This window comes from Geobacillus sp. CX412, from assembly GCF_027942335.1.
GTDB lineage: Bacteria > Bacillota > Bacilli > Bacillales > Anoxybacillaceae > Parageobacillus_B > Parageobacillus_B toebii.
This window is the reverse complement of the sequence record NZ_CP103461.1, coordinates 678,850-697,089: the sequence shown is the minus strand read 5'-3', so window position 1 is coordinate 697,089 and position 18,240 is coordinate 678,850. Positions and strand designations below refer to the sequence as shown.

The following is an 18,240-nucleotide window of genomic DNA, read 5'->3' as shown; positions in this document are numbered from 1 at the left end:
CCTCCATCTCTTGCAAAATACGGGCAAGTTTTTCATACGTTTGAATAAACGATTCAATTTCTCTCTCCGAAAATTTGGTTATGAACGATTCGACTAATTTATGAATTTTTTCTTCCGCATTCGCAATCCACTCATCTCCTTTTTTAGTCAACGTTAAATAGATAACCCGCCGATCATTTTTATCGCGCGCGCGCTGAAGCAAGCCTTTTTCGGCAAGACGGTTTGTCATCGCCGTAATCGCGCTTTTGTTTACGCCAAACATGGACGCAAGTTCTGTCGATGTGCATTTCGCTTTCTTTTTTATGTAGCGAAGCAGGTAATATTGGTCGTTTGTCATATCCTCATCGAGCTCGCATTTCACAAGCGCCGCCGCTTTTCTCATCACGATAAAGGAAACGGACAAATATCGTTCTACTAAATCGTGAATGTTTCCGCACCGCAAGCTATCACTCCTCTTTGTAAAAAATAGTTCAATTATTTAACTATTTAACAATGTAACAATCTCCTAGAAAAAAAGTCAACGGAGAAGATTTTCTTTTTTCCAATGAACAATGATATAATGAAGGAAAGTACGGGAGGAATCGAAAATGAAAAGAGAACCGTCCGAACCGTATTCGTATCAAGATTACCTTCAGTGGGAAGGGCGTTGGGAACTCATTGACGGCGTAGCGTATAATATGAGCCCATCTCCGACGTGGGAGCATCAATTCGCCATAGTAGAGCTGTCATTTATATTGCGTTCGTATTTTCAAAATAAAAATTGCTATGTAGCGATTGCTCCGTTTGATGTTCGATTTTCAAACGATGACGATTACGAGCGGGCACCCCATGTCGTTCAGCCCGACATCTCTGTTATTTGCCATAAACATCAATTAACGAACAATGGCTGTTTAGGCGCCCCAACGCTAGTTATCGAAGTGCTTTCCCCATCAACGGCATTAAAAGACAGAAACGAAAAATTCAAGCTATATGAAAAATTTGGCGTCCAAGAATACTGGATTGTTGATCCGGTTTACCAAACGATCGAAGTATTTGGGTTCGAAGACGGTTTTTTCAAAAAAAGAGAGGTATTTGGCAAAGAGCAACAGTTAACGTCATTCGTTTTTCCTGACTTGACAGTTGAAGTTAGTTCTATATTTTTCCCAACGGAATAAGTGACATCCTTTTTCGTTTCGTAATCCACGATAAGAAGCATTACGCCGCAATATCCCGTTTTCGAAAAATAAACCATGTAAGTGCGTTAAATATAACAAAATAAACAAGCAGCATCATCATGGAAAATGTCATCGTCATTCCTTCGACAAGCGGCGTTCCATCAATATATTGCGCTAAGTTTGTATTGGCAAATAATAAATATTTTGCCCAGTCAAATTTCATGGCAAGAAGCGCCGTAATCTGCGGCCCTACAAAGAGTGCAAAAGTCGCCAGTCCAATCGCAAGCGAGTGATTGCGAAACACCGCGGATATCATAAACGCAAAGGTCGTCATCATAACAAGATCAACGCAATTGAGTGCGTATACTTGCATCACATAAAGAAGCATGTTTTTCTCCACAACCGTTCCATTTTGGTACGCTAAATATGGTTCGCGGATGTTATCGATTCCAAAAACAATCGCGGCGATGACCGCTGAGAAAACAAATAATAATAGCAGCATACAGAGCGCAAACAACAAGGCGGCAATGTATTTCGAAAGCAAAATTTTCGTGCGGCTGGCAGGACGAATGAGAAGCAGCTTGATTGTTCCCCACGAAAATTCACTGGCTACGCTTCCTGCCGCCACAATAATCGTAAACAGTGTGATCAGCGCAATAATGTCTGCAGAATTCACCAAATATCCCCAGAACGTATTGGACGCCACAGGTTTTATATTATGCACTAGACGATACTCATTGATTTTCAACTGCTGTTCGAGATGATTTTTATACATTTTTGGCACCTTTTCTTCAGAAAGCTGGGCTTCAATTCCCTTTATCTCCGAAACAACTTCTGCCTTCCAGTTTGCCGGTTCTTTATATGTTGCTTTTGTAATCAGCGCTCCCGCTAATGCCGACAAGGCAAGAAGCCCGATCATGAACCATGTGCCAATACGGCGGTAAATTTTCATATTTTCGTTTTGAATTAATGAAAGAATGCTAGACAATTTCATTCCCTCCCGTCATTTCTAAAAATCTTTCTTCCAACGATTTCGTAAGAACTTGAATGCCATATACTTTGATATTTTCTGACACTAAGGCGGCATTCAAGCTTGGTATTTCCTTATAATCGATGGAAACTTCAATTCCTTGCTTTGCCGGTGTGATGTTCATATGAGGATAGATGTTTTTGATCACAGTTAGTGCCTGTTCCACCGGCTCTACTGTTAGCAGCACTTTTTGAGCTTGTTTGGACAGTTCTTGAACCGATTCAATTCCTACTAATCTTCCATGTTGAATAATCGCAAAGCGGTCGCACATCATTTCCATTTCCGACAGAAGATGGCTTGAAACGATGATCCCCAGCCCTTCTTCTTTCGCCAGCTTGCGCAAGTAGTCGCGGATTTCGCGGATGCCGGCGGGATCGAGCCCGTTTGTCGGTTCATCCAAAATAAGCAAAGATGGCCGGTGAAGCAATGCCTGCGCCAGTCCTAGTCGCTGCCTCATGCCGAGCGAATATGTTTTCACTTTGTCATGAATTCGTTTTTCCAAGCCGACTAGCTTGACAACTTCATTGATGCGCTCTTTGGTGACCCCTTTTGTCATGCGCGCATAATGTAGCAGATTTTGGTATCCGGTTAAAAATTTATACATCTCCGGATTTTCGACAATAGCGCCGACATGCTGAATCGCTTTTTCAAAGTCTTTTTGAATACTGATTCCATTAATCAGCACTTCGCCGCTGGTAATTCCCATCAGTCCTACGATCATGCGAATCGTTGTTGTTTTTCCGGCGCCGTTCGGTCCAAGAAACCCAAACACTTCCCCTGGAAATACCTCAAGCGACAAATCATGGATAATCGTTTTCTTGCCAATATCTTTCCTGGCATTTTTCAACTGTAAAAGCGGATTCATGGTCGTTCCTCTCCTTTATAAATTTTTTTCAGCCGGTTTACTACACTGTCACGGCTTGTTTCTCTTAATTCATCAACGCGGGCGCGCTCCGCCACTTTTCCATTGCGGAGGAAAATCGCCTCATCTAGCAATGGTTCGACTTCATCGATTTCATGAGTCGTCATCACAATTGTCTGCCATTCTAGATCGACAAATGAAATAAGTCCTTTGACAATGGATTCGCGCACCATCGGATCAAGGCCGGACAGCGGTTCATCCATCAGTAAAATCGGCGCTTCCCTCGCTAACGTAAAAGCGATTTTCGCGCGGCTGCGTCCACCTTTCGATAATTGTCTTAGCTTTTTATCAGGCTGGATTTCCATGAACTCTAAAATGTCATACGCTTTTTCTGTACGGAAATCGTTAAATTGCGAAGAGTAAAACTCCAGCATATTCTGAACCGTAAAGCTGTCATAATAGACGTCCAATTCTGATAAATACGCGACTTTGCCGCTGATTTTTCTCGTTACTTCCATCCCATCCACTAGCACTTTTCCTTTCGTAGGAAAAACGAGCCCGGCAATCAATTTCAAAAAAGTCGATTTACCGCTGCCGTTTGCGCCAAGGACGCCGATGATTTTTCCTTTTTCCAGGCTTAGAAAAACATCCTCCAGCGCTGTCACGCTGCCAAACTTCTTTGTCACGCGCTCAAACTGAATCATTGCTCTCCCCCCTGTAGTTTTTCAATGAGGTAATCATATCGTCCAGCGTAAATCCAAGCTCTGTCATGTTTCGGATAAAGTCAGTCACAACATCTCGCTTCATCTGTTCACGCAACCGTTCGATGACTTCCACATTTTCCGTCACAAATGTTCCTTGACCGCGCCGTGTTTCCACAATCCCCATCCTCTCCAGTTCACTATATGTGCGCTGTATCGTATTCGGATTCACTCCTGTTTCCACTGCCATCTCGCGGACAGACGGCAACTTATCTCCCGCTTTCCATTCGTTTCGTACAATTTTTTTATTTATTTTTTCCATTATTTGTATATAAATAGGTTTCGTTGTATCAAACTCTTCTACCACGATGCTTACACCTCAACTTTTCTGTCAATTAACCAAATAGAAGAGCAAAATACGAGAATAGCCATAATACCGTAAAAAACGCCTGCTCCTATTGATATAGTTTCAATCTTTTGGATCATTATCCAGCCCTCAGTCGTATTGTACTTGAACGTAATCCCCGGCACTGCTATTTTTCCCCATCCCGTTAACCATTCGAATATGTTTGTTTTCATAAACTGCGAAAATAGCCAGCCTAACAGAAAATAAATAAGCGCAACGATCAGCCCCGAGAGTTTTGGAATCATTTGTTTACAGATGCGGTAAATCACCCAATAAAACAAACACAAGACCGCCATATGGACAGATAGCAGCACAATAGACAGAACCGCCAGCACACCGCTTTGGATAAAAAGCTCATGATTCCACATTTCCTCATGGAAATACCTCTCTTTTATTCCAAGCGATGCAATGTAGGTAAATAGCACTGAAACAAACAGGGAAACAAGCAGGCTGCCAAACGCGATCAGCAGTTTGGCGCTTACCAATCGAAATACCGGCTGCGGGGTGTGAAGCCATAAATGAAGCCGCTTCGTTTCTGTTTGCAAGCTGAGAGCCATAAATATCAACATATAAAAAGCATGCAAGCATGTGACAATCAATGATGGAACGAACATCGCTATCGGCTCATCGTATTTTAGAGCGAATAAATATGCCACTATATTAACGGCGATCACGATTCCAACCGTAGTCCATATCCACAGTTTCGAGATGCGCCATTCTTTTTTTAATAAGCCAATCCACGGATTCATTCTTATCCCTCCAATAACAGTGAATTAGTGCTCTAGTTAAATAGTACACTAATTCAAAATAAAACGTCAACCAATTTTTTACGGCAACAAGACACATTTTCTCCTCTTCCAGCGAGTTCGTAATACCATACCCGTCTGTTCGAGTATAAAACAAAAAACACTACCAGATATGTGGAAGCACCATCAACGACAGCCATCCCACGACGGATAGCCCCACTATCGTCCACGCAGCGAGGCGGGAACGAAGACGTGTTCCGAGCCAAAACACAATAATCCCCACTAACATGATGAAATTGGGAAAACTGAAAAGCGACGCGTGAAAATAAAAAATATCGAAACAAACAACCGTAACTAACGTCAAAACAATAAACGGCTTGTTCCCACGAAGCCGCGGAAACGCACGCGCCATAGCCTCTTGAACGAAAAATAGCGTGATGCTCCAGCTAAACAGGAACGGCCACCCGATGAAAGAAAAAGTACGAAACGGAATATAGAAAAGGAGATCACCGCTTTCCTCTACATTGCCAAAAAGAAAACTTGCCAAAAAAATATATCCGTAAAGAAGGCCCGCGGCGCTAAGGAATTGCCATAAATATGGTCTAGGCCTGGATTCGCCAATAAAATAGGACATTTTCTTTCCTCTTCCTCCATGCTATTCCCATAAGCGATCATAACAAAACAATAAGGTATATTTTCTTCGCTGCTACATGAAGCTCCCCTCTTTGCAAAAAATCCCCCGCCTTATGTTTCCGCATAAGACGAGGGATTCTATTTATCCGCGCAATGTCGCGCCGAATTGCTGTTCCACTGCTTGGATCACTTTTTCATGAACGGCGGTTACTTCTTCGTCTGTTAATGTGCGTTCCGGATCATAATAACGGAGCGAGAAGGCGATCGATTTTTTGCCGTCTGGGAGGCGGTCACCCTGGTAGACGTCGAAAATGGATACTTCTTTTAATAGCTCGCCGCCCGCTTCGATAATCGCTTTTTGCAGCTCGCCGGCGACGACGTTTTCATCGACGACAAGGGCGATGTCGCGGGTGATCGACGGGAAGCGCGGAATCGGCGAGTAGCGGATATCCTCGACTTCCGCGTTTAACAAGTCGGTCAAGGCAAGTTCAAAGACATATGTTTCTTTTAAATCATATTCTTTTTGCACGACCGGATGGAGCTGACCGACAAACCCAATCGTCTTGCCATCTAGCAAAATATGAGCGGTGCGTCCCGGATGCATATGCTCGCGTTTTGCTTGTTTATATTCAATGCGGTTCGTTAAGCCTAGCAATTCGAACAATCCGTCTAAAATGCCCTTGACTACATAGAAATCAACCGCTTTTTTCTCACCTTGCCATAAGTGGGCGTGCCATACGCCTGTTAAGACTCCGGCGAGACGTTCTTTTTCGCTTGGCAGTTCTTTTCGCCATTGGCGAGATATACCGCTCCTGTTTCATAGACGGCGACGTTTTCGACTTGGCGCGCGCGGTTATAGCTCGCTACTTCCAACAGATGAGGCAGCAAGCTTTGACGAAGGACGCTTCGTTCTTCGCTCATCGGCAGCGCCAAGCGGATCGGTTCCGCCGTTTCTAACGCGAACATCATCGCTTTTTCCTCGCTTGTCAGAGAGTACGTAATCGCTTGGAACAGGCCAACGTCTTCTAAGTAACGGCGCACTTGCCGGCGTTTTGCTTGATAAGGGGTCAATTTGCCCGGTTTTGCTTCCGCGACTGGCAAGGTTGCCGGCAGACGGTCATAGCCGTACAATCTCGCTACTTCTTCAATAATATCTTCTTCAATCGAAATATCCCGACGGCGTGATGGAACGGTAATCGTAAATGTTCCGTTATCTTCGGTAAACGCAAATTGCAAGTTCGTTAAAATCGTTGCGACTTCGTCTTTCGTAATCATCGTGCCGAGCACGCGGTTAATGCGGTCCAACGTAATGGTGACCGTCACTTCTTTCTCTTTTAACGTATTGACTTCAACAATGCCGCCAACCACTTCACCGCCAGCGTACTCTGCCATTAACGCGGCGGCGCGTTCGAGTGCTTCTTTTGTCCGTGCCGGGTCAATGCCTTTTTCAAAGCGCGTGCTTGCTTCACTGCGCAAGCCGTGATCTTTCGATGCTTTGCGAATGACAGGGCTCGTGAAATAAGCCGATTCGATAAACACCGTTGTAGTGTCATCTCGTACTTCGGAATTCGCACCGCCCATGACGCCAGCCAGCGCCACTGGGTCCGTACCGTTTGTAATCACAAGGTGGTCTTCCGTTAACGTACGCTTCGTATCATCCAATGTGACAATTGTTTCGCCTGCTTTCGCGCGGCGGACAACAATCTCCTTCGAACCGAGACGGTCATAGTCAAACGCATGAAGCGGCTGGCCGTACTCCAGCAAAATGTAGTTCGTAATATCGACAACGTTGTTATGCGGACGGATTCCTGCCGCCATCAGGCGCGTTTGCATCCAAAGCGGCGACGGGCCGATTTTCACGTTTTTCACAATGCGTCCTGCATATAATGGATTGTCTTGGGGCGCATCGACGCGCACAGAAATATAATCATGGACATTTTCGTTATTTTCTTGAAGCTCAATGGTTGGAAGTTTCACGTCTCTCCCTAAAATCGCCGCCACTTCATATGCGACGCCAATCATGCTTAAGCAATCGGCGCGGTTTGGCGTAAGTCCAAGTTCTAACACTTCATCGTCTAAATTTAATAATTCCAATGCATCGGCGCCAACCGGTGCGTCGCTTGGAAAGACGAAAATGCCATCAGCGTACTCTTTCGGAACTAATTTTGATTCAACACCGAGCTCTTGCAAGGAACAAATCATGCCGTTTGATTCTTCTCCGCGCAGTTTTGCCCGTTTAATTTTCAAATTGCCTGGCAAAACCGCACCGACTTTCGCAACCGCTACTTTTTGCCCTTTGGCAACATTCGGGGCGCCGCAAATAATTTGCACCGGCTCGCCTTCTCCGATATCGACGAGACATTTGCTCAATTTATCGGCATTTGGATGTTGTTCGCGCTCAAGCACATGTCCAACGACAACGCCTTTTGCCCCTTTATTCAATACTTCCACACTTTCGACTTCAATGCCGCTTTTGGTGATGAGGTCGGCTAGTTCTTTTGCTGTTATTCCCGTAAGGTCTACATATTCTTGCAGCCATTTATAAGAAACAAACATCGGTCAAACCTCCCTTTTACACACGATGGAATTGTTGTAAGAAACGAATGTCATTTTGATAGAAATGGCGGATGTCATCAATGCCGTATTTGAGCATCGCGATGCGCTCTGGTCCCATGCCAAACGCGAAACCAGTATATTTTTTCGAATCAAATCCGGCCATTTCTAATACGTTTGGATGGACCATGCCGGCGCCTAAAATTTCAATCCATCCTGTCCTTTTACATACGCTGCAGCCATGTCCGCCGCAATGGAAACAGGATACATCGACTTCGACTGACGGCTCGGTGAATGGGAAAAAGCTTGGACGGAAGCGGATTTCGCGGCCTTCGCCAAACATTTTGCGTGCAAACTCGCGCAGCGTTCCTTTCAGGTCGCTCATGCGAATGTTTTCATCGACAACAAGCCCTTCGATTTGCGTAAATTGATGCGAGTGAGTCGCGTCATCATTGTCGCGGCGGTACACTTTTCCCGGGCAGATGATTTTCACCGGACCGCGCCCTTGATGTTTTTCCATCGTGCGCGCCTGCACCGGTGACGTATGAGTACGAAGCAAAATTTCTTCGGTAATATAGAACGAATCTTGCATATCGCGCGCCGGGTGGCCTTTTGGCAAGTTCAACGCTTCAAAATTGTAGTAGTCTTTCTCGACTTCTGGTCCTTCGGCAATCGTATAGCCCATGCCGATGAATAAGTCTTCGATTTCTTCAATGACGCGCGTGAGCGGATGATGATTTCCTCTTTTAACCGGACGGCCTGGAAGCGTGACATCAATCGCTTCCGCTGCTAATTTTTTCTCGACTTCCTCTTGTTCGAGCTTTGCTTGCTTTGCTTCTAACGCGCTTTGAATCGCCTGGCGCACTTCGTTGGCAAGCGCGCCTATTACCGGACGCTCTTCTGGCGATAATGACCCCATGCCGCGGAGCACTTCGGTAATCGGGCCTTTCTTGCCAAGATAAGCGACGCGCACCTCATTGAGTGCTTTCAAGTCACTGGCTTGTTCAATTTTTTCGAGCGCTTCCTGTTGAAGCTGCTGCAACCGTTCTTTCATAAGAAAACTCCTCCTTTTCTTCAATCAAATAAACGAATGCTTCTTCTACTGCCCATGATTGATGCTCATGAAGCAACACTTTTCGAATATCTTTACGTGAAATCCACACTAGTATGTTCTATAAAAAAACTCGCCCCTTACCATAAGGGACGAGTGCACTCGCGGTACCACCCTTGTTAACAGCGCAAAAAGGCACTGTTCGCTTCATTGTGATAACGGCATAGGCCGGAACACCTTTACATTCCGCAAGCGCGGAATGGTCCCGGTGTCAACTCCAGAGGTGAATTCACTTGCTTCTACCATAAAAACGCTCCCAGTCTACGGCGTTTTCTCCCTGGATGGCGAGTGGCAAGCTACTCTTCTCTTTCATCGTTGTTTTCTATATTTCCCTATTTTTATATTATCTTTATATCCCATATGTTCAGATAAATAATGCTGTATTATATTATAAGCAAACGGCGAACATCGCGCAACACACACAATCTATATGAAAACAGCCTATGCTTTTGCGTCCCGTAAATGATAAAGCAAAATCCCGGCAGCGACGGCAACATTTAACGACTCGGCCTGTCCATAAATCGGAATGTATAAATTTTTCGTCGTCATTTGCAGCAATTTCTTATGAACCCCGCTTCCTTCATTGCCGACAAGCAAGGCAAACGGACGCGCCGGTTTGATATGACGATAATCTTCCCCATTTTCCAGCGCTGTTCCGTAAATCGCGACATTTTTTTCGCGCAGACGCTCGATCCATTCACGGAGATTTCCGCGAATAATCGGCAGATGAAAAAGCGAACCTTGGGTAGCGCGGATGACTTTCGGATTATACAAGTCAGCGCATCCTTCGCCAAGAATAACGGCATCGATTCCAGCCGCATCGGCGGTGCGGATCATTGTGCCGATGTTGCCCGGGTCTTGTACGGCGTCAATCAGAAGCACATTCGCCTGCGTCCAGTCTATATCGCCATAGGAAAACTGTTCGCATACGGCCGCGATGCCTTGCGGCGTTTCCGTATCACTGATCGCTTTCATCACTTCTTCTGTCACGATCGTTACAGGAAGGTGACCCGCATTCCAGCTTGGAGGAATCTCCTTTTTTTCGTCAACAATCAGTTCAACAAGAGGCGCATGGCTCTTTAGCGCTTCTTCGACTAAATGAAAACCTTCAATTAGAAATAACCCCATTTTTTCCCGGCCTTTTTTCGTGAGCAGTTTTTTCCATTCTTTCACTTGCGGATTTTTGGTGGACTGGATTCGTTTCAACGTTCACTTCCCCTTTACGCCCCAATGCTTGGCAATAAACTCATCGCGTCCTGATGCGGCGCGGTCTTCTTTATAATGCTTTGGGTTTTTCTTATGGTAGTTTTGGTGATATTCCTCGGCCGGATAAAACTTTGTTGCCGGCAAAATTTTCGTGACGATCGGCTTGGAAAACTTCCCGCTTTCCTCAAGCGCCCGTTTTGATGCTTCCGCTTTTTGCCGCTGCTCTTCATTATGGTAAAAGATCGCTGTCCGATATTGCGGGCCGCGGTCATGAAACTGTCCGCCGTCATCGGTCGGATCAATTTGGCACCAATACAGTTCAAGCAATCGTTCGTATGGAAAAACGTTTGGATCAAATGTAATCTGCACCGCTTCGTAATGCCCTGTCGTTCCCGTTTTCACTTGTTCATATGTCGGGTTTTCGACATGTCCGCCCGTATAGCCGGAAACAATGCCGTATATTCCATCGAGTTCTTCAAATGGAGTGACCATGCACCAAAAACAGCCTCCGGCAAATGTTGCTTTTTCCATGTTTCTCTCTCCTCCATGTAAAATCGTATTTTTCATTATAGCAAAAATTACAGCGATCAAACACCAAACAAATCAAATCAACAAACAATTTGTTTTCATTTTTGCATTTCTCATACATATTCAGAAAAATTCCCGTTAAAAATAAGCTTGTACTATATATAGAGGGGTGAATGGAATGGATTTAAACTTGCGCCATGCGGTTATACAAAATATCGCCAATAACACGAAGGAGCAATTGGAAGATACGATTGTTGATGCGATTCAGCGTGGAGAGGAAAAATATTTGCCGGGGCTCGGCGTCCTCTTTGAAGAGATTTGGAAACATTCGAGCGAGCAGCAAAAAGAGGAAATGCTTACAACACTGGAACAAGCAGTCAAACAACATGCATAAAAGGGAAGTTTTTTCGCTTCCCTTTTCTCCTTCACCGCTATCATTCGAATCCGTTTATAATCCGCAATCCATACGCCATCCCTAACTCAGACACAAACGATAACTTTTCATCATATGCATCCGCATTCCATACATTCACAGAAACCAATTTCTCTTCCCCCTAAGTTTGTTATGCTAATATATGTTTTTTCATTCCCGCATCTCTATCTTTCACTTCTGTAATCCCTTCGCTAAAAAGAAAAGCCGACATTGATTTGCCGGCTTTTCTTCGCTGATCATTCGAATGTAATTTGTTTAACTTTTTCCGCATCTAAACGCTTGATGACTTCGACAAGCAGCTTCACGGTATTTTCATAGTCATCGCGGTGCAAAATCGCAGCATGAGAATGGATGTAGCGCGTTGGAATCGCAATCGTCAGCGATGGAACTCCGCTTGCCGTCAAATGGATTGCGCCGGCGTCGGTGCCGCCGCCTGGCATTGCATCAAAATGATACGGAATGTTGAGTTCTTCAGCGACATCGATCACAAATTCGCGCAAACCGCGATGCGATACCATTGTTGCGTCGTATAAGACGATGTGCGGTCCTGCCCCAAGCTTGCCCATCGCTTCTTTTTCTGAAACCCCTGGCGTATCGCCGGCAATGCCGACGTCCACAGCAAAAGCGATATCCGGCTGAATGGAATGAGCCGCTGTTCTCGCTCCGCGCAAACCAACTTCTTCTTGCACCGTTCCAACACCGTACACGACGTTTGGATGACCCGTATCTTTCAGTTGTTTTAACACCTCGATCGCAACCGCACAGCCGATGCGGTTGTCCCATGCTTTCGCAAGCAGCATTTTTTCATTATTCAACACGGTAAATTCAAAATATGGAACGATCGAATCACCCGGGCGAACGCCCCATTCCATTGCTTCTTCACGGCTTGTCGCTCCGATGTCGATGAACATATCTTTGATTTCAACCGGTTTTTTTCGCGCTTCCGGAGGCAAAATATGCGGCGGCTTCGAGCCAATCACACCTGTAATTTCGCCTTTTTTCGTTAAAATCGTCACGCGTTGAGCCAGCATCACTTGTCCCCACCAGCCTCCCAACGTTTGAAAGCGGATAAATCCTTTCTCATCGATTTGCGTCACCATGAAACCAACTTCGTCTAAATGCCCAGCGACCATAATTTTCGGGCTGTCGCTATCGCCTTTCTTTTTCGCAATCAAGCTGCCAAGACCGTCTGTCGTTACTTCATCGGCATAAGGAGCTATGTACTTTTTCATCACTTCGCGCGCTTCCCGTTCGTTTCCTGGAACGGCTTTCGCGTCCGTCAATTCTTTGAGCATCGTTAATGTTTCATCTAGCTTTGCCATTATGAAACCCCTTTCCTTTTTCATCCTCATTATTATACACGAAACAACAGGAATGTACAAAATTGGTTAATAATTCTGATTTTGCCGCTCATGATTAACTTGATTTTTTTGTTTATAGGCTTGTTCGATTTCTTCCATAGAAAAGCCTAGCTGTCCGCCAAGCAGCAAATACTCGGTAAACAGTCGGTTATAGCTTTGCCGTGATTTCGTTTTTCTAAACTCATCCGCCGCTCGAAAAACAACGAGAAATTGCTCGACAAGCGGCAAAGTAGCCAATTGCGGCGGAATCTCGGAATATAGAAAATCACTCTCCAAGCCGAGCGATAAAATAAAATGAAGGCCATCGACGTATTCTTCGAGCACCTTTTCTCGCGGAGACGGCGGCTTCACACTCCAAAATTTGAAACAGCGTGTTTCATTCGCAAGTTCGCCAATTTCGACAAGTAAAGCAAGTATTTTTTTATCAAACAAATCTTCCTCCTGTAATCTGTGTTGCGCTTCAATGCGCTCATCCAACTGCCGCTGCAGCGAGTAAAGTGACGATAAATCCATATTTTTCTCCTCCTATAAGTAAAAAATAATGCATGTCATTGCTTCGATGGCGGCAATAAGCGTCAATCCGTAACGAAAGGAACGGTGTTTCGTTTTGTGGCGGAACAAATGCATGCCAGCCGTTGTGCCGATCGCACCGCCAATGATAGAAATGAACCAGATCGTACTTTCGGCAATGCACCATTTTCGATGTTTCGCTTTATATTTGTCAGCTGCCATGATGAAAAAACCGATGAGATTGATGAACACAATATATTGTACCATGTTGATTTCCTTTCTATGAAAAAATGGCCATCCCCATAAACGAGAATGGCCATTGCTTCATTCATTATTGAAGTTTGCTTTTTGCAAGTTCTGCAAGTTGTGCAAACGCTGCTTGGTCGTTTACCGCCAAGTCCGCTAACATTTTGCGGTTTACTTCTACACCCGCTAATTTCAAACCGTGCATAAAACGGCTGTACGAAAGACCGTGCATGCGTGCTGCTGCGTTGATGCGCGTAATCCAAAGTTTGCGGAAATCGCGTTTCCGTTGACGACGGTCGCGATACGCGTACATTAACGATTTCATTACTTGTTGGTTTGCGACTCTATATAAAGCATGTTTCGCTCCGAAATAACCTTTTGCTAATTTCAGCACTTTTTTGCGACGTCTGCGCGTTACCGTTCCACCTTTAACACGTGGCATATATATTCCCTCCTATATGTCTCCATTATTTCAAGTTGTCAAGCAATTGACGAATGCGTTTAAAGTCGCCAGGAGATACAAGCGTGCTTTGGAAGTTTACGTTTTTGTTTTGCGTTTTCTTGCAAATAATGGCTTGTATAAGCATGACCGCGTTTTAATTTACAGTACCAGTCTTTTTAAAACGCTTTGCAGCGCCACGATGAGTTTTCATTTTTGGCATAGGGTGTTCCTCCTCACTCGATTATTTGTCATTTTTCGGTGCCAGTACTAAAAACATGCTGCGTCCGTCCATTTTTGGCGCAGTTTCGACAACGCCGATATCCGAACACGCTTCGGAGAATCGCTCTAATACGCGTTGACCGATTTCTTTATGCGTAATCGCCCGTCCTTTAAAGCGAATCGTCGCTTTTACTTTGTCGCCTTTTTCAAGGAACTTGCGCGCGTTGCGGAGCTTTGTATTGAAGTCGTGCTCCTCAATCGTTGGACTTAAGCGAATCTCTTTGACGTTGATGACTTTTTGTTTTTTACGCGCTTCTTTTTCTTTCTTTTGCTGTTCAAAGCGGAATTTGCCGTAATCCATGATGCGGCATACCGGCGGTTTCGCATTTGGTGCTACAAGAACTAAATCAAGATTTAATCTTGCAGCAATTTCAAGCGCCTCTTGTCGAGATTTAATTCCTAATTGTTCACCATTTGGGTCAATTAAACGGACTTCGCGTGCACGAATATTTTCATTAATAATAAAATCTTTGCTAATAACCAGCCACCTCCAAGGTTTTTTCCGAATTACTTGTTTGTCGCATCGCACACCCAACTTGAGCGGTTCCGGAAAAACAGCCGATCATCAGCCTTTTCCTGCTAACAAAAAAGTGTGGATGCATACGACACCCACACTACTTACGTTCGAAAACAATATCGCGAACCGTAACGACCTGTCAACAGCCATGCCGGCGTCAACCAGGTGAGAAGCGGGGTGCTTCTGCTTTAGTCACAAACAAGTATTCTATTCACTCTATACAATATATCACCTTGGAAGTGGCATGTCAAGGCGGTTTTCTTGATTGACAAACAACGTCTTTCATTATAGCGAATCATTGGCAGTTTGGCAAGTGAAAATGCGAAAACCGTGAAGAAAGAACTTCACGGTTTTCGTATTGCCTAGTTTCGACGCACTTCCGCTTTCAGAGCGGCAATAAAATCGTCGAGAGACATCGTTTCGCTTTTTTGTTCGCCGTATTTACGGACGTTGACGGCATTTTCTGCCATTTCTTTGTCACCGACGACAAGCATGTAAGGGATTTTTTGAATTTGCGCTTCACGAATTTTGTAGCCAATTTTTTCATCGCGTTCGTCGACTTCGACGCGGAATCCTTGCGATTGCAACGCTTCTTTCACTTTATACGCATAGTCGAGATGCGCTGCTGGCGACACAGGGATCACTTCGACTTGCACTGGGGCAAGCCAAGTTGGGAACGCGCCTTTATATTCTTCAATCAGAAACGCAACGAAACGTTCCATCGTGGAAACAACCCCGCGATGGATGACAACCGGGCGATGCGGTTTGCCGTCTTCGCCGATGTATGTTAAATCAAAGCGTTCCGGCAATAAGAAATCAAGCTGCACCGTTGACAATGTTTCGTCTTTTCCAAGCGCTGTGCGCACTTGCACGTCTAATTTCGGACCATAAAACGCCGCTTCCCCTTCGGCTTCATAATACTCTAATCCCAATTCATCCATTGCTTCACGCAGCATGTTTTGCGCTTTTTCCCACATTTCATCATCATCGTAATATTTTTCTTTATCATGTGGATCGCGGTAAGAAAGCCGGAACGAATATTCATCCAAGCCAAAGTCTTTGTATACTTCTAAAATTAAGTTAACGACGCGTTTGAACTCATCTTTAATTTGGTCTGGACGCACAAAAATGTGAGCATCGTTTAATGTCATGCCCCGGACGCGCTGCAAGCCGGAAAGCGCTCCAGACATTTCATAGCGATGCATCGTTCCAAGTTCGGCGATGCGAATTGGAAGCTCCCGATAGCTATGAATCTTGTTTTTATAAATCATCATATGATGCGGACAGTTCATTGGGCGCAGCACAAGCTGTTCGTTGTCCATTTCCATCGGCGGGAACATGTTGTCTTTGTAATGATCCCAGTGGCCGGAAGTTTTATATAATTCGACACTGCCAAGCACTGGTGTATAAACATGTTGATAACCTAATTCAATTTCTTTGTCCACAATATACCGCTCGATAATGCGGCGAATCGTTGCCCCTTTTGGCAGCCAAAGCGGTAGCCCTTGTCCGACTTTTTGCGAAGTCATAAACAATTCAAGCTCTTTTCCTAATTTGCGATGATCGCGTTCTTTTGCTTCTTGCAACTGGCGAAGATATTCATCTAAATCTTCTTTTTTGAAGAACGCCGTTCCGTAAATGCGCTGCAGCATTTTATTATTGCTGTCTCCGCGCCAGTACGCTCCTGAGATGTTCAACAACTTAAACTCTTTAATTTTTCCTGTCGATGGAACGTGGACACCGCGGCAAAGGTCAAAAAATTCGCCTTGTTCGTAAATGGAGATCGTTTCTCCTTCTGGAATATCGTTAATTAATTCCAGTTTTAAATCATCGCCAATTTCTTCGTAAAGGCGAATCGCTTCTTCGCGGCTCACTTCTTTCCGGACAATTTCCAAGTTTTCTTTCACAATTTTCCGCATTTCTTGTTCAATTTTCGGCAAGTCTTCCGGCGTTAATGATTCTTCCATATCGATATCGTAATAGAAACCATTTTCAATGACCGGACCGACGCCAAGTTTTACATTTTTATACAGACGCTTAATCGCTTGGGCCATTAAATGGGCAGTACTATGGCGCAAAATGTCCAGCGCTTCTGGCATATCTTGCGTAATGATCGAAATCGATCCATCTTCCTGAATCGGTGTGCGCAAATCAATAAAACGATCGTTTAGTTTGCCGGCAATCGCTTTTTTCTTTAATCCCGGGCTAATCGATGCAGCGATTTGTTCTGTCGTTGTTCCTTTTGGAAACTCCTTTACCGCTCCATCAGGGAATGTAATGCGAATCATTTCCGACATACACTTTTCCTCCTCCTTCTTTCGTGTTGAAAATAAAAAAACTCCTCCCTCAACAAAGGGACGAGTTTGTTTCGTGGTTCCACCCTTCTTCCCACCGCTGGCAAAAAAGACATACTTCGCCTCTGGCGATGGCTCGAATAGAATAACGGTCGTACCGTCGACAATTACTAGACTTACGTCGTTCACTGCCGCAGCTCCGAGGTGGTAAGTGTATTTTTCGTGTTAGGAAGGTTGCAGCCGATGCCTTCCCTCTCTGGAAACCGTAAAAATACACCCGTGTCCTCATCATCACTTTTCCGGATTTCTTTTATGTACGTTATTATAGAATGAGTATAGGAAAAAATCAAGTTCATCTATCTTGTTTTGCGCCGATGGCTCGATATTTTGCAAAATCGCTTTGGCTGCAGAGGAAAATCCGCTCTTGAAATACATTTTGAATCGTTTGAATCATCCCATCATCGATATCGTCTGTATACAAATAAATGATGTTCGGTGCAATAGACACAAGCGGTGCTAATATGGAAGAATCAATGTACATCGGCTGGCAGATGATCAAATTACGGTCGATCATTTGTTTTAATTCACTCGCTGTTATTTCGCATAACTTTTCATCAAAAAAAAGAAAAGATGGCGGCTTGTGGACTAAATGAATGACGGATAATTTCGGCTTTTTGGATGACACACAGTCACGCAACATTTGCACAAAATTTTGATATTCCTGCTCTAGTTTATATTCATCAATAGCAAGTTCGACGTAGTGTTGGAGCCGTTCCATATATGGCTTCAGGCGAAACGTAATAAAGGATGAAAAGGAAAAGGAAAGACCATCTTTTAAAAAGTGCTGTAGCGCGTTCGCAATCAATGTTTCCCGTGAAATGGAAGATTGCTTTCCCTTTCGATAATCATATCGCTCCCCATCGAGAAAGGAATGGGCAAGCTGTAAAATTTGATGTTGTTCTTCTTTATCTTGAAAATAAAACGTGCCAGAAATAATCGATAATAATAGCCGATCTTCGATAAAACGAAGAATAAATTTTGTCATTGCTGGTATTAAATCTGATAAAATAACCTGATCGGTGTTGTCATATATGTAAATCGTGACGAGGGAATCTCCATTGTATGTTGCTTGAAAGAGCAGATTCATTGTTTTTTTCTGCCTTTCTTTCAGCAAACAAAACAACTTTTCAGCATCATTGGCTTGTTCAAAATAAATTTCAATCAAACG

Annotated in this window: 18 protein-coding genes, 3 pseudogenes and 2 other annotated features; of the genes and pseudogenes, 2 read left to right on the top strand and 19 right to left on the bottom strand. The window is 44.3% G+C overall.

The genetic code is table 11. From position 1 onward, the window contains the following. Nucleotide 1: 1 nt before the first annotated feature. Nucleotides 2–382, bottom strand: a pseudogene (locus NXM86_RS03600) (MarR family winged helix-turn-helix transcriptional regulator); the annotation flags it as partial. Nucleotides 383–587: 205 nt separating this feature from the next. Between NXM86_RS03600 and NXM86_RS03595 the strand changes: the two are divergent. Further along, nucleotides 588–1,154: a Uma2 family endonuclease gene (locus NXM86_RS03595; protein WP_062753140.1), complete on the top strand. Its 567-nt coding sequence runs from the start codon at nucleotides 588–590 to the stop codon at nucleotides 1,152–1,154. A 40-nt stretch (nucleotides 1,155–1,194) separates the two neighbouring features. Here the strand turns inward: NXM86_RS03595 and NXM86_RS03590 are convergent, their stop codons facing one another. From NXM86_RS03590 to msrA, 10 genes and pseudogenes are all read right to left on the bottom strand, one after another. Further along, nucleotides 1,195–2,142 carry an ABC transporter permease gene (locus NXM86_RS03590; RefSeq protein ID WP_498958627.1) on the bottom strand — a complete coding sequence of 316 codons (948 nt, stop codon included), beginning with the start codon at nucleotides 2,140–2,142 and terminating at the stop codon, nucleotides 1,195–1,197. Then, a complete protein-coding gene (locus NXM86_RS03585; protein WP_062753144.1) occupies nucleotides 2,135–3,049 on the bottom strand; it encodes an ABC transporter ATP-binding protein in 915 nt (304 codons plus the stop codon). The genes NXM86_RS03590 and NXM86_RS03585 overlap by 8 nt, the downstream gene beginning before the upstream one ends. Beyond that, nucleotides 3,046–3,750, bottom strand: a complete 705-nt coding sequence (locus tag NXM86_RS03580) for an ABC transporter ATP-binding protein (protein ID WP_498958626.1) — start codon at nucleotides 3,748–3,750, stop codon at nucleotides 3,046–3,048. The genes NXM86_RS03585 and NXM86_RS03580 overlap by 4 nt, the downstream gene beginning before the upstream one ends. Then, nucleotides 3,737–4,114, bottom strand: coding sequence for a GntR family transcriptional regulator (locus NXM86_RS03575; protein ID WP_062753148.1), 378 nt, complete (start codon nucleotides 4,112–4,114; stop codon nucleotides 3,737–3,739). Before NXM86_RS03575 ends, NXM86_RS03580 begins: the two co-directional genes overlap by 14 nt. A gap of 5 nt (nucleotides 4,115–4,119) precedes the next feature. Then, nucleotides 4,120–4,902, bottom strand: coding sequence for a hypothetical protein (locus NXM86_RS03570; protein WP_498958625.1), 783 nt, complete (start codon nucleotides 4,900–4,902; stop codon nucleotides 4,120–4,122). Between the two features lie 160 nt (nucleotides 4,903–5,062). Continuing rightward, nucleotides 5,063–5,446 (bottom strand): hypothetical protein, encoded by a 384-nt coding sequence (locus NXM86_RS03565; RefSeq protein WP_498958624.1) that lies wholly within the window; start codon nucleotides 5,444–5,446, stop codon nucleotides 5,063–5,065. A 228-nt stretch (nucleotides 5,447–5,674) separates the two neighbouring features. Next, nucleotides 5,675–8,088, bottom strand: a pseudogene (gene pheT, locus NXM86_RS03560) (phenylalanine--tRNA ligase subunit beta). A 16-nt stretch (nucleotides 8,089–8,104) separates the two neighbouring features. Further along, nucleotides 8,105–9,139: a phenylalanine--tRNA ligase subunit alpha gene (gene pheS / locus NXM86_RS03555; RefSeq protein ID WP_498958623.1), complete on the bottom strand. Its 1,035-nt coding sequence runs from the start codon at nucleotides 9,137–9,139 to the stop codon at nucleotides 8,105–8,107. A 142-nt stretch (nucleotides 9,140–9,281) separates the two neighbouring features. Then, nucleotides 9,282–9,518 (bottom strand) — a binding site (T-box leader). 119 nt (nucleotides 9,519–9,637) lie between these two features. Further along, complete coding sequence (locus tag NXM86_RS03550) at nucleotides 9,638–10,402, bottom strand: TrmH family RNA methyltransferase (protein ID WP_081188833.1); 765 nt, start codon at nucleotides 10,400–10,402, stop codon at nucleotides 9,638–9,640. A gap of 3 nt (nucleotides 10,403–10,405) precedes the next feature. Further along, nucleotides 10,406–10,933 (bottom strand): peptide-methionine (S)-S-oxide reductase MsrA, encoded by a 528-nt coding sequence (msrA, locus tag NXM86_RS03545; protein ID WP_015864756.1) that lies wholly within the window; start codon nucleotides 10,931–10,933, stop codon nucleotides 10,406–10,408. 175 nt (nucleotides 10,934–11,108) lie between these two features. Between msrA and sspI the strand changes: the two genes are divergently transcribed. Continuing rightward, complete coding sequence (gene sspI / locus NXM86_RS03540) at nucleotides 11,109–11,324, top strand: small acid-soluble spore protein SspI (protein WP_015864757.1); 216 nt, start codon at nucleotides 11,109–11,111, stop codon at nucleotides 11,322–11,324. A 275-nt stretch (nucleotides 11,325–11,599) separates the two neighbouring features. Here sspI and NXM86_RS03535 read toward each other — a convergent pair whose 3' ends face one another. The 8 genes and pseudogenes from NXM86_RS03535 to ytxC form a co-directional block, all read right to left on the bottom strand. Continuing rightward, nucleotides 11,600–12,685, bottom strand: coding sequence for a M42 family metallopeptidase (locus tag NXM86_RS03535; protein WP_498958622.1), 1,086 nt, complete (start codon nucleotides 12,683–12,685; stop codon nucleotides 11,600–11,602). A 66-nt stretch (nucleotides 12,686–12,751) separates the two neighbouring features. Further along, entirely contained in the window at nucleotides 12,752–13,237 is a 486-nt protein-coding gene (locus NXM86_RS03530) for a dUTP diphosphatase (RefSeq protein WP_062753162.1), read from the bottom strand. A 12-nt stretch (nucleotides 13,238–13,249) separates the two neighbouring features. Continuing rightward, complete coding sequence (locus NXM86_RS03525; protein ID WP_498958621.1) at nucleotides 13,250–13,501, bottom strand: DUF1294 domain-containing protein; 252 nt, start codon at nucleotides 13,499–13,501, stop codon at nucleotides 13,250–13,252. A gap of 64 nt (nucleotides 13,502–13,565) precedes the next feature. Beyond that, nucleotides 13,566–13,922 (bottom strand): 50S ribosomal protein L20, encoded by a 357-nt coding sequence (rplT, locus tag NXM86_RS03520; RefSeq protein ID WP_062679218.1) that lies wholly within the window; start codon nucleotides 13,920–13,922, stop codon nucleotides 13,566–13,568. Nucleotides 13,923–13,947: 25 nt separating this feature from the next. Continuing rightward, nucleotides 13,948–14,142 (bottom strand): annotated as a pseudogene (gene rpmI, locus NXM86_RS03515) (50S ribosomal protein L35). A 21-nt stretch (nucleotides 14,143–14,163) separates the two neighbouring features. Continuing rightward, nucleotides 14,164–14,736: a translation initiation factor IF-3 gene (gene infC / locus NXM86_RS03510; RefSeq protein ID WP_285755524.1), complete on the bottom strand. Its 573-nt coding sequence runs from the start codon at nucleotides 14,734–14,736 to the stop codon at nucleotides 14,164–14,166. Between the two features lie 43 nt (nucleotides 14,737–14,779). Next, nucleotides 14,780–14,913 (bottom strand) — a sequence feature (ribosomal protein L20 leader region). A gap of 167 nt (nucleotides 14,914–15,080) precedes the next feature. Next, a complete protein-coding gene (gene thrS, locus NXM86_RS03505; protein WP_062679219.1) occupies nucleotides 15,081–17,015 on the bottom strand; it encodes a threonine--tRNA ligase in 1,935 nt (644 codons plus the stop codon). Nucleotides 17,016–17,364: 349 nt separating this feature from the next. Continuing rightward, a complete protein-coding gene (ytxC, locus tag NXM86_RS03500; protein WP_498958620.1) occupies nucleotides 17,365–18,237 on the bottom strand; it encodes a putative sporulation protein YtxC in 873 nt (290 codons plus the stop codon). Nucleotides 18,238–18,240: the final 3 nt, after the last annotated feature.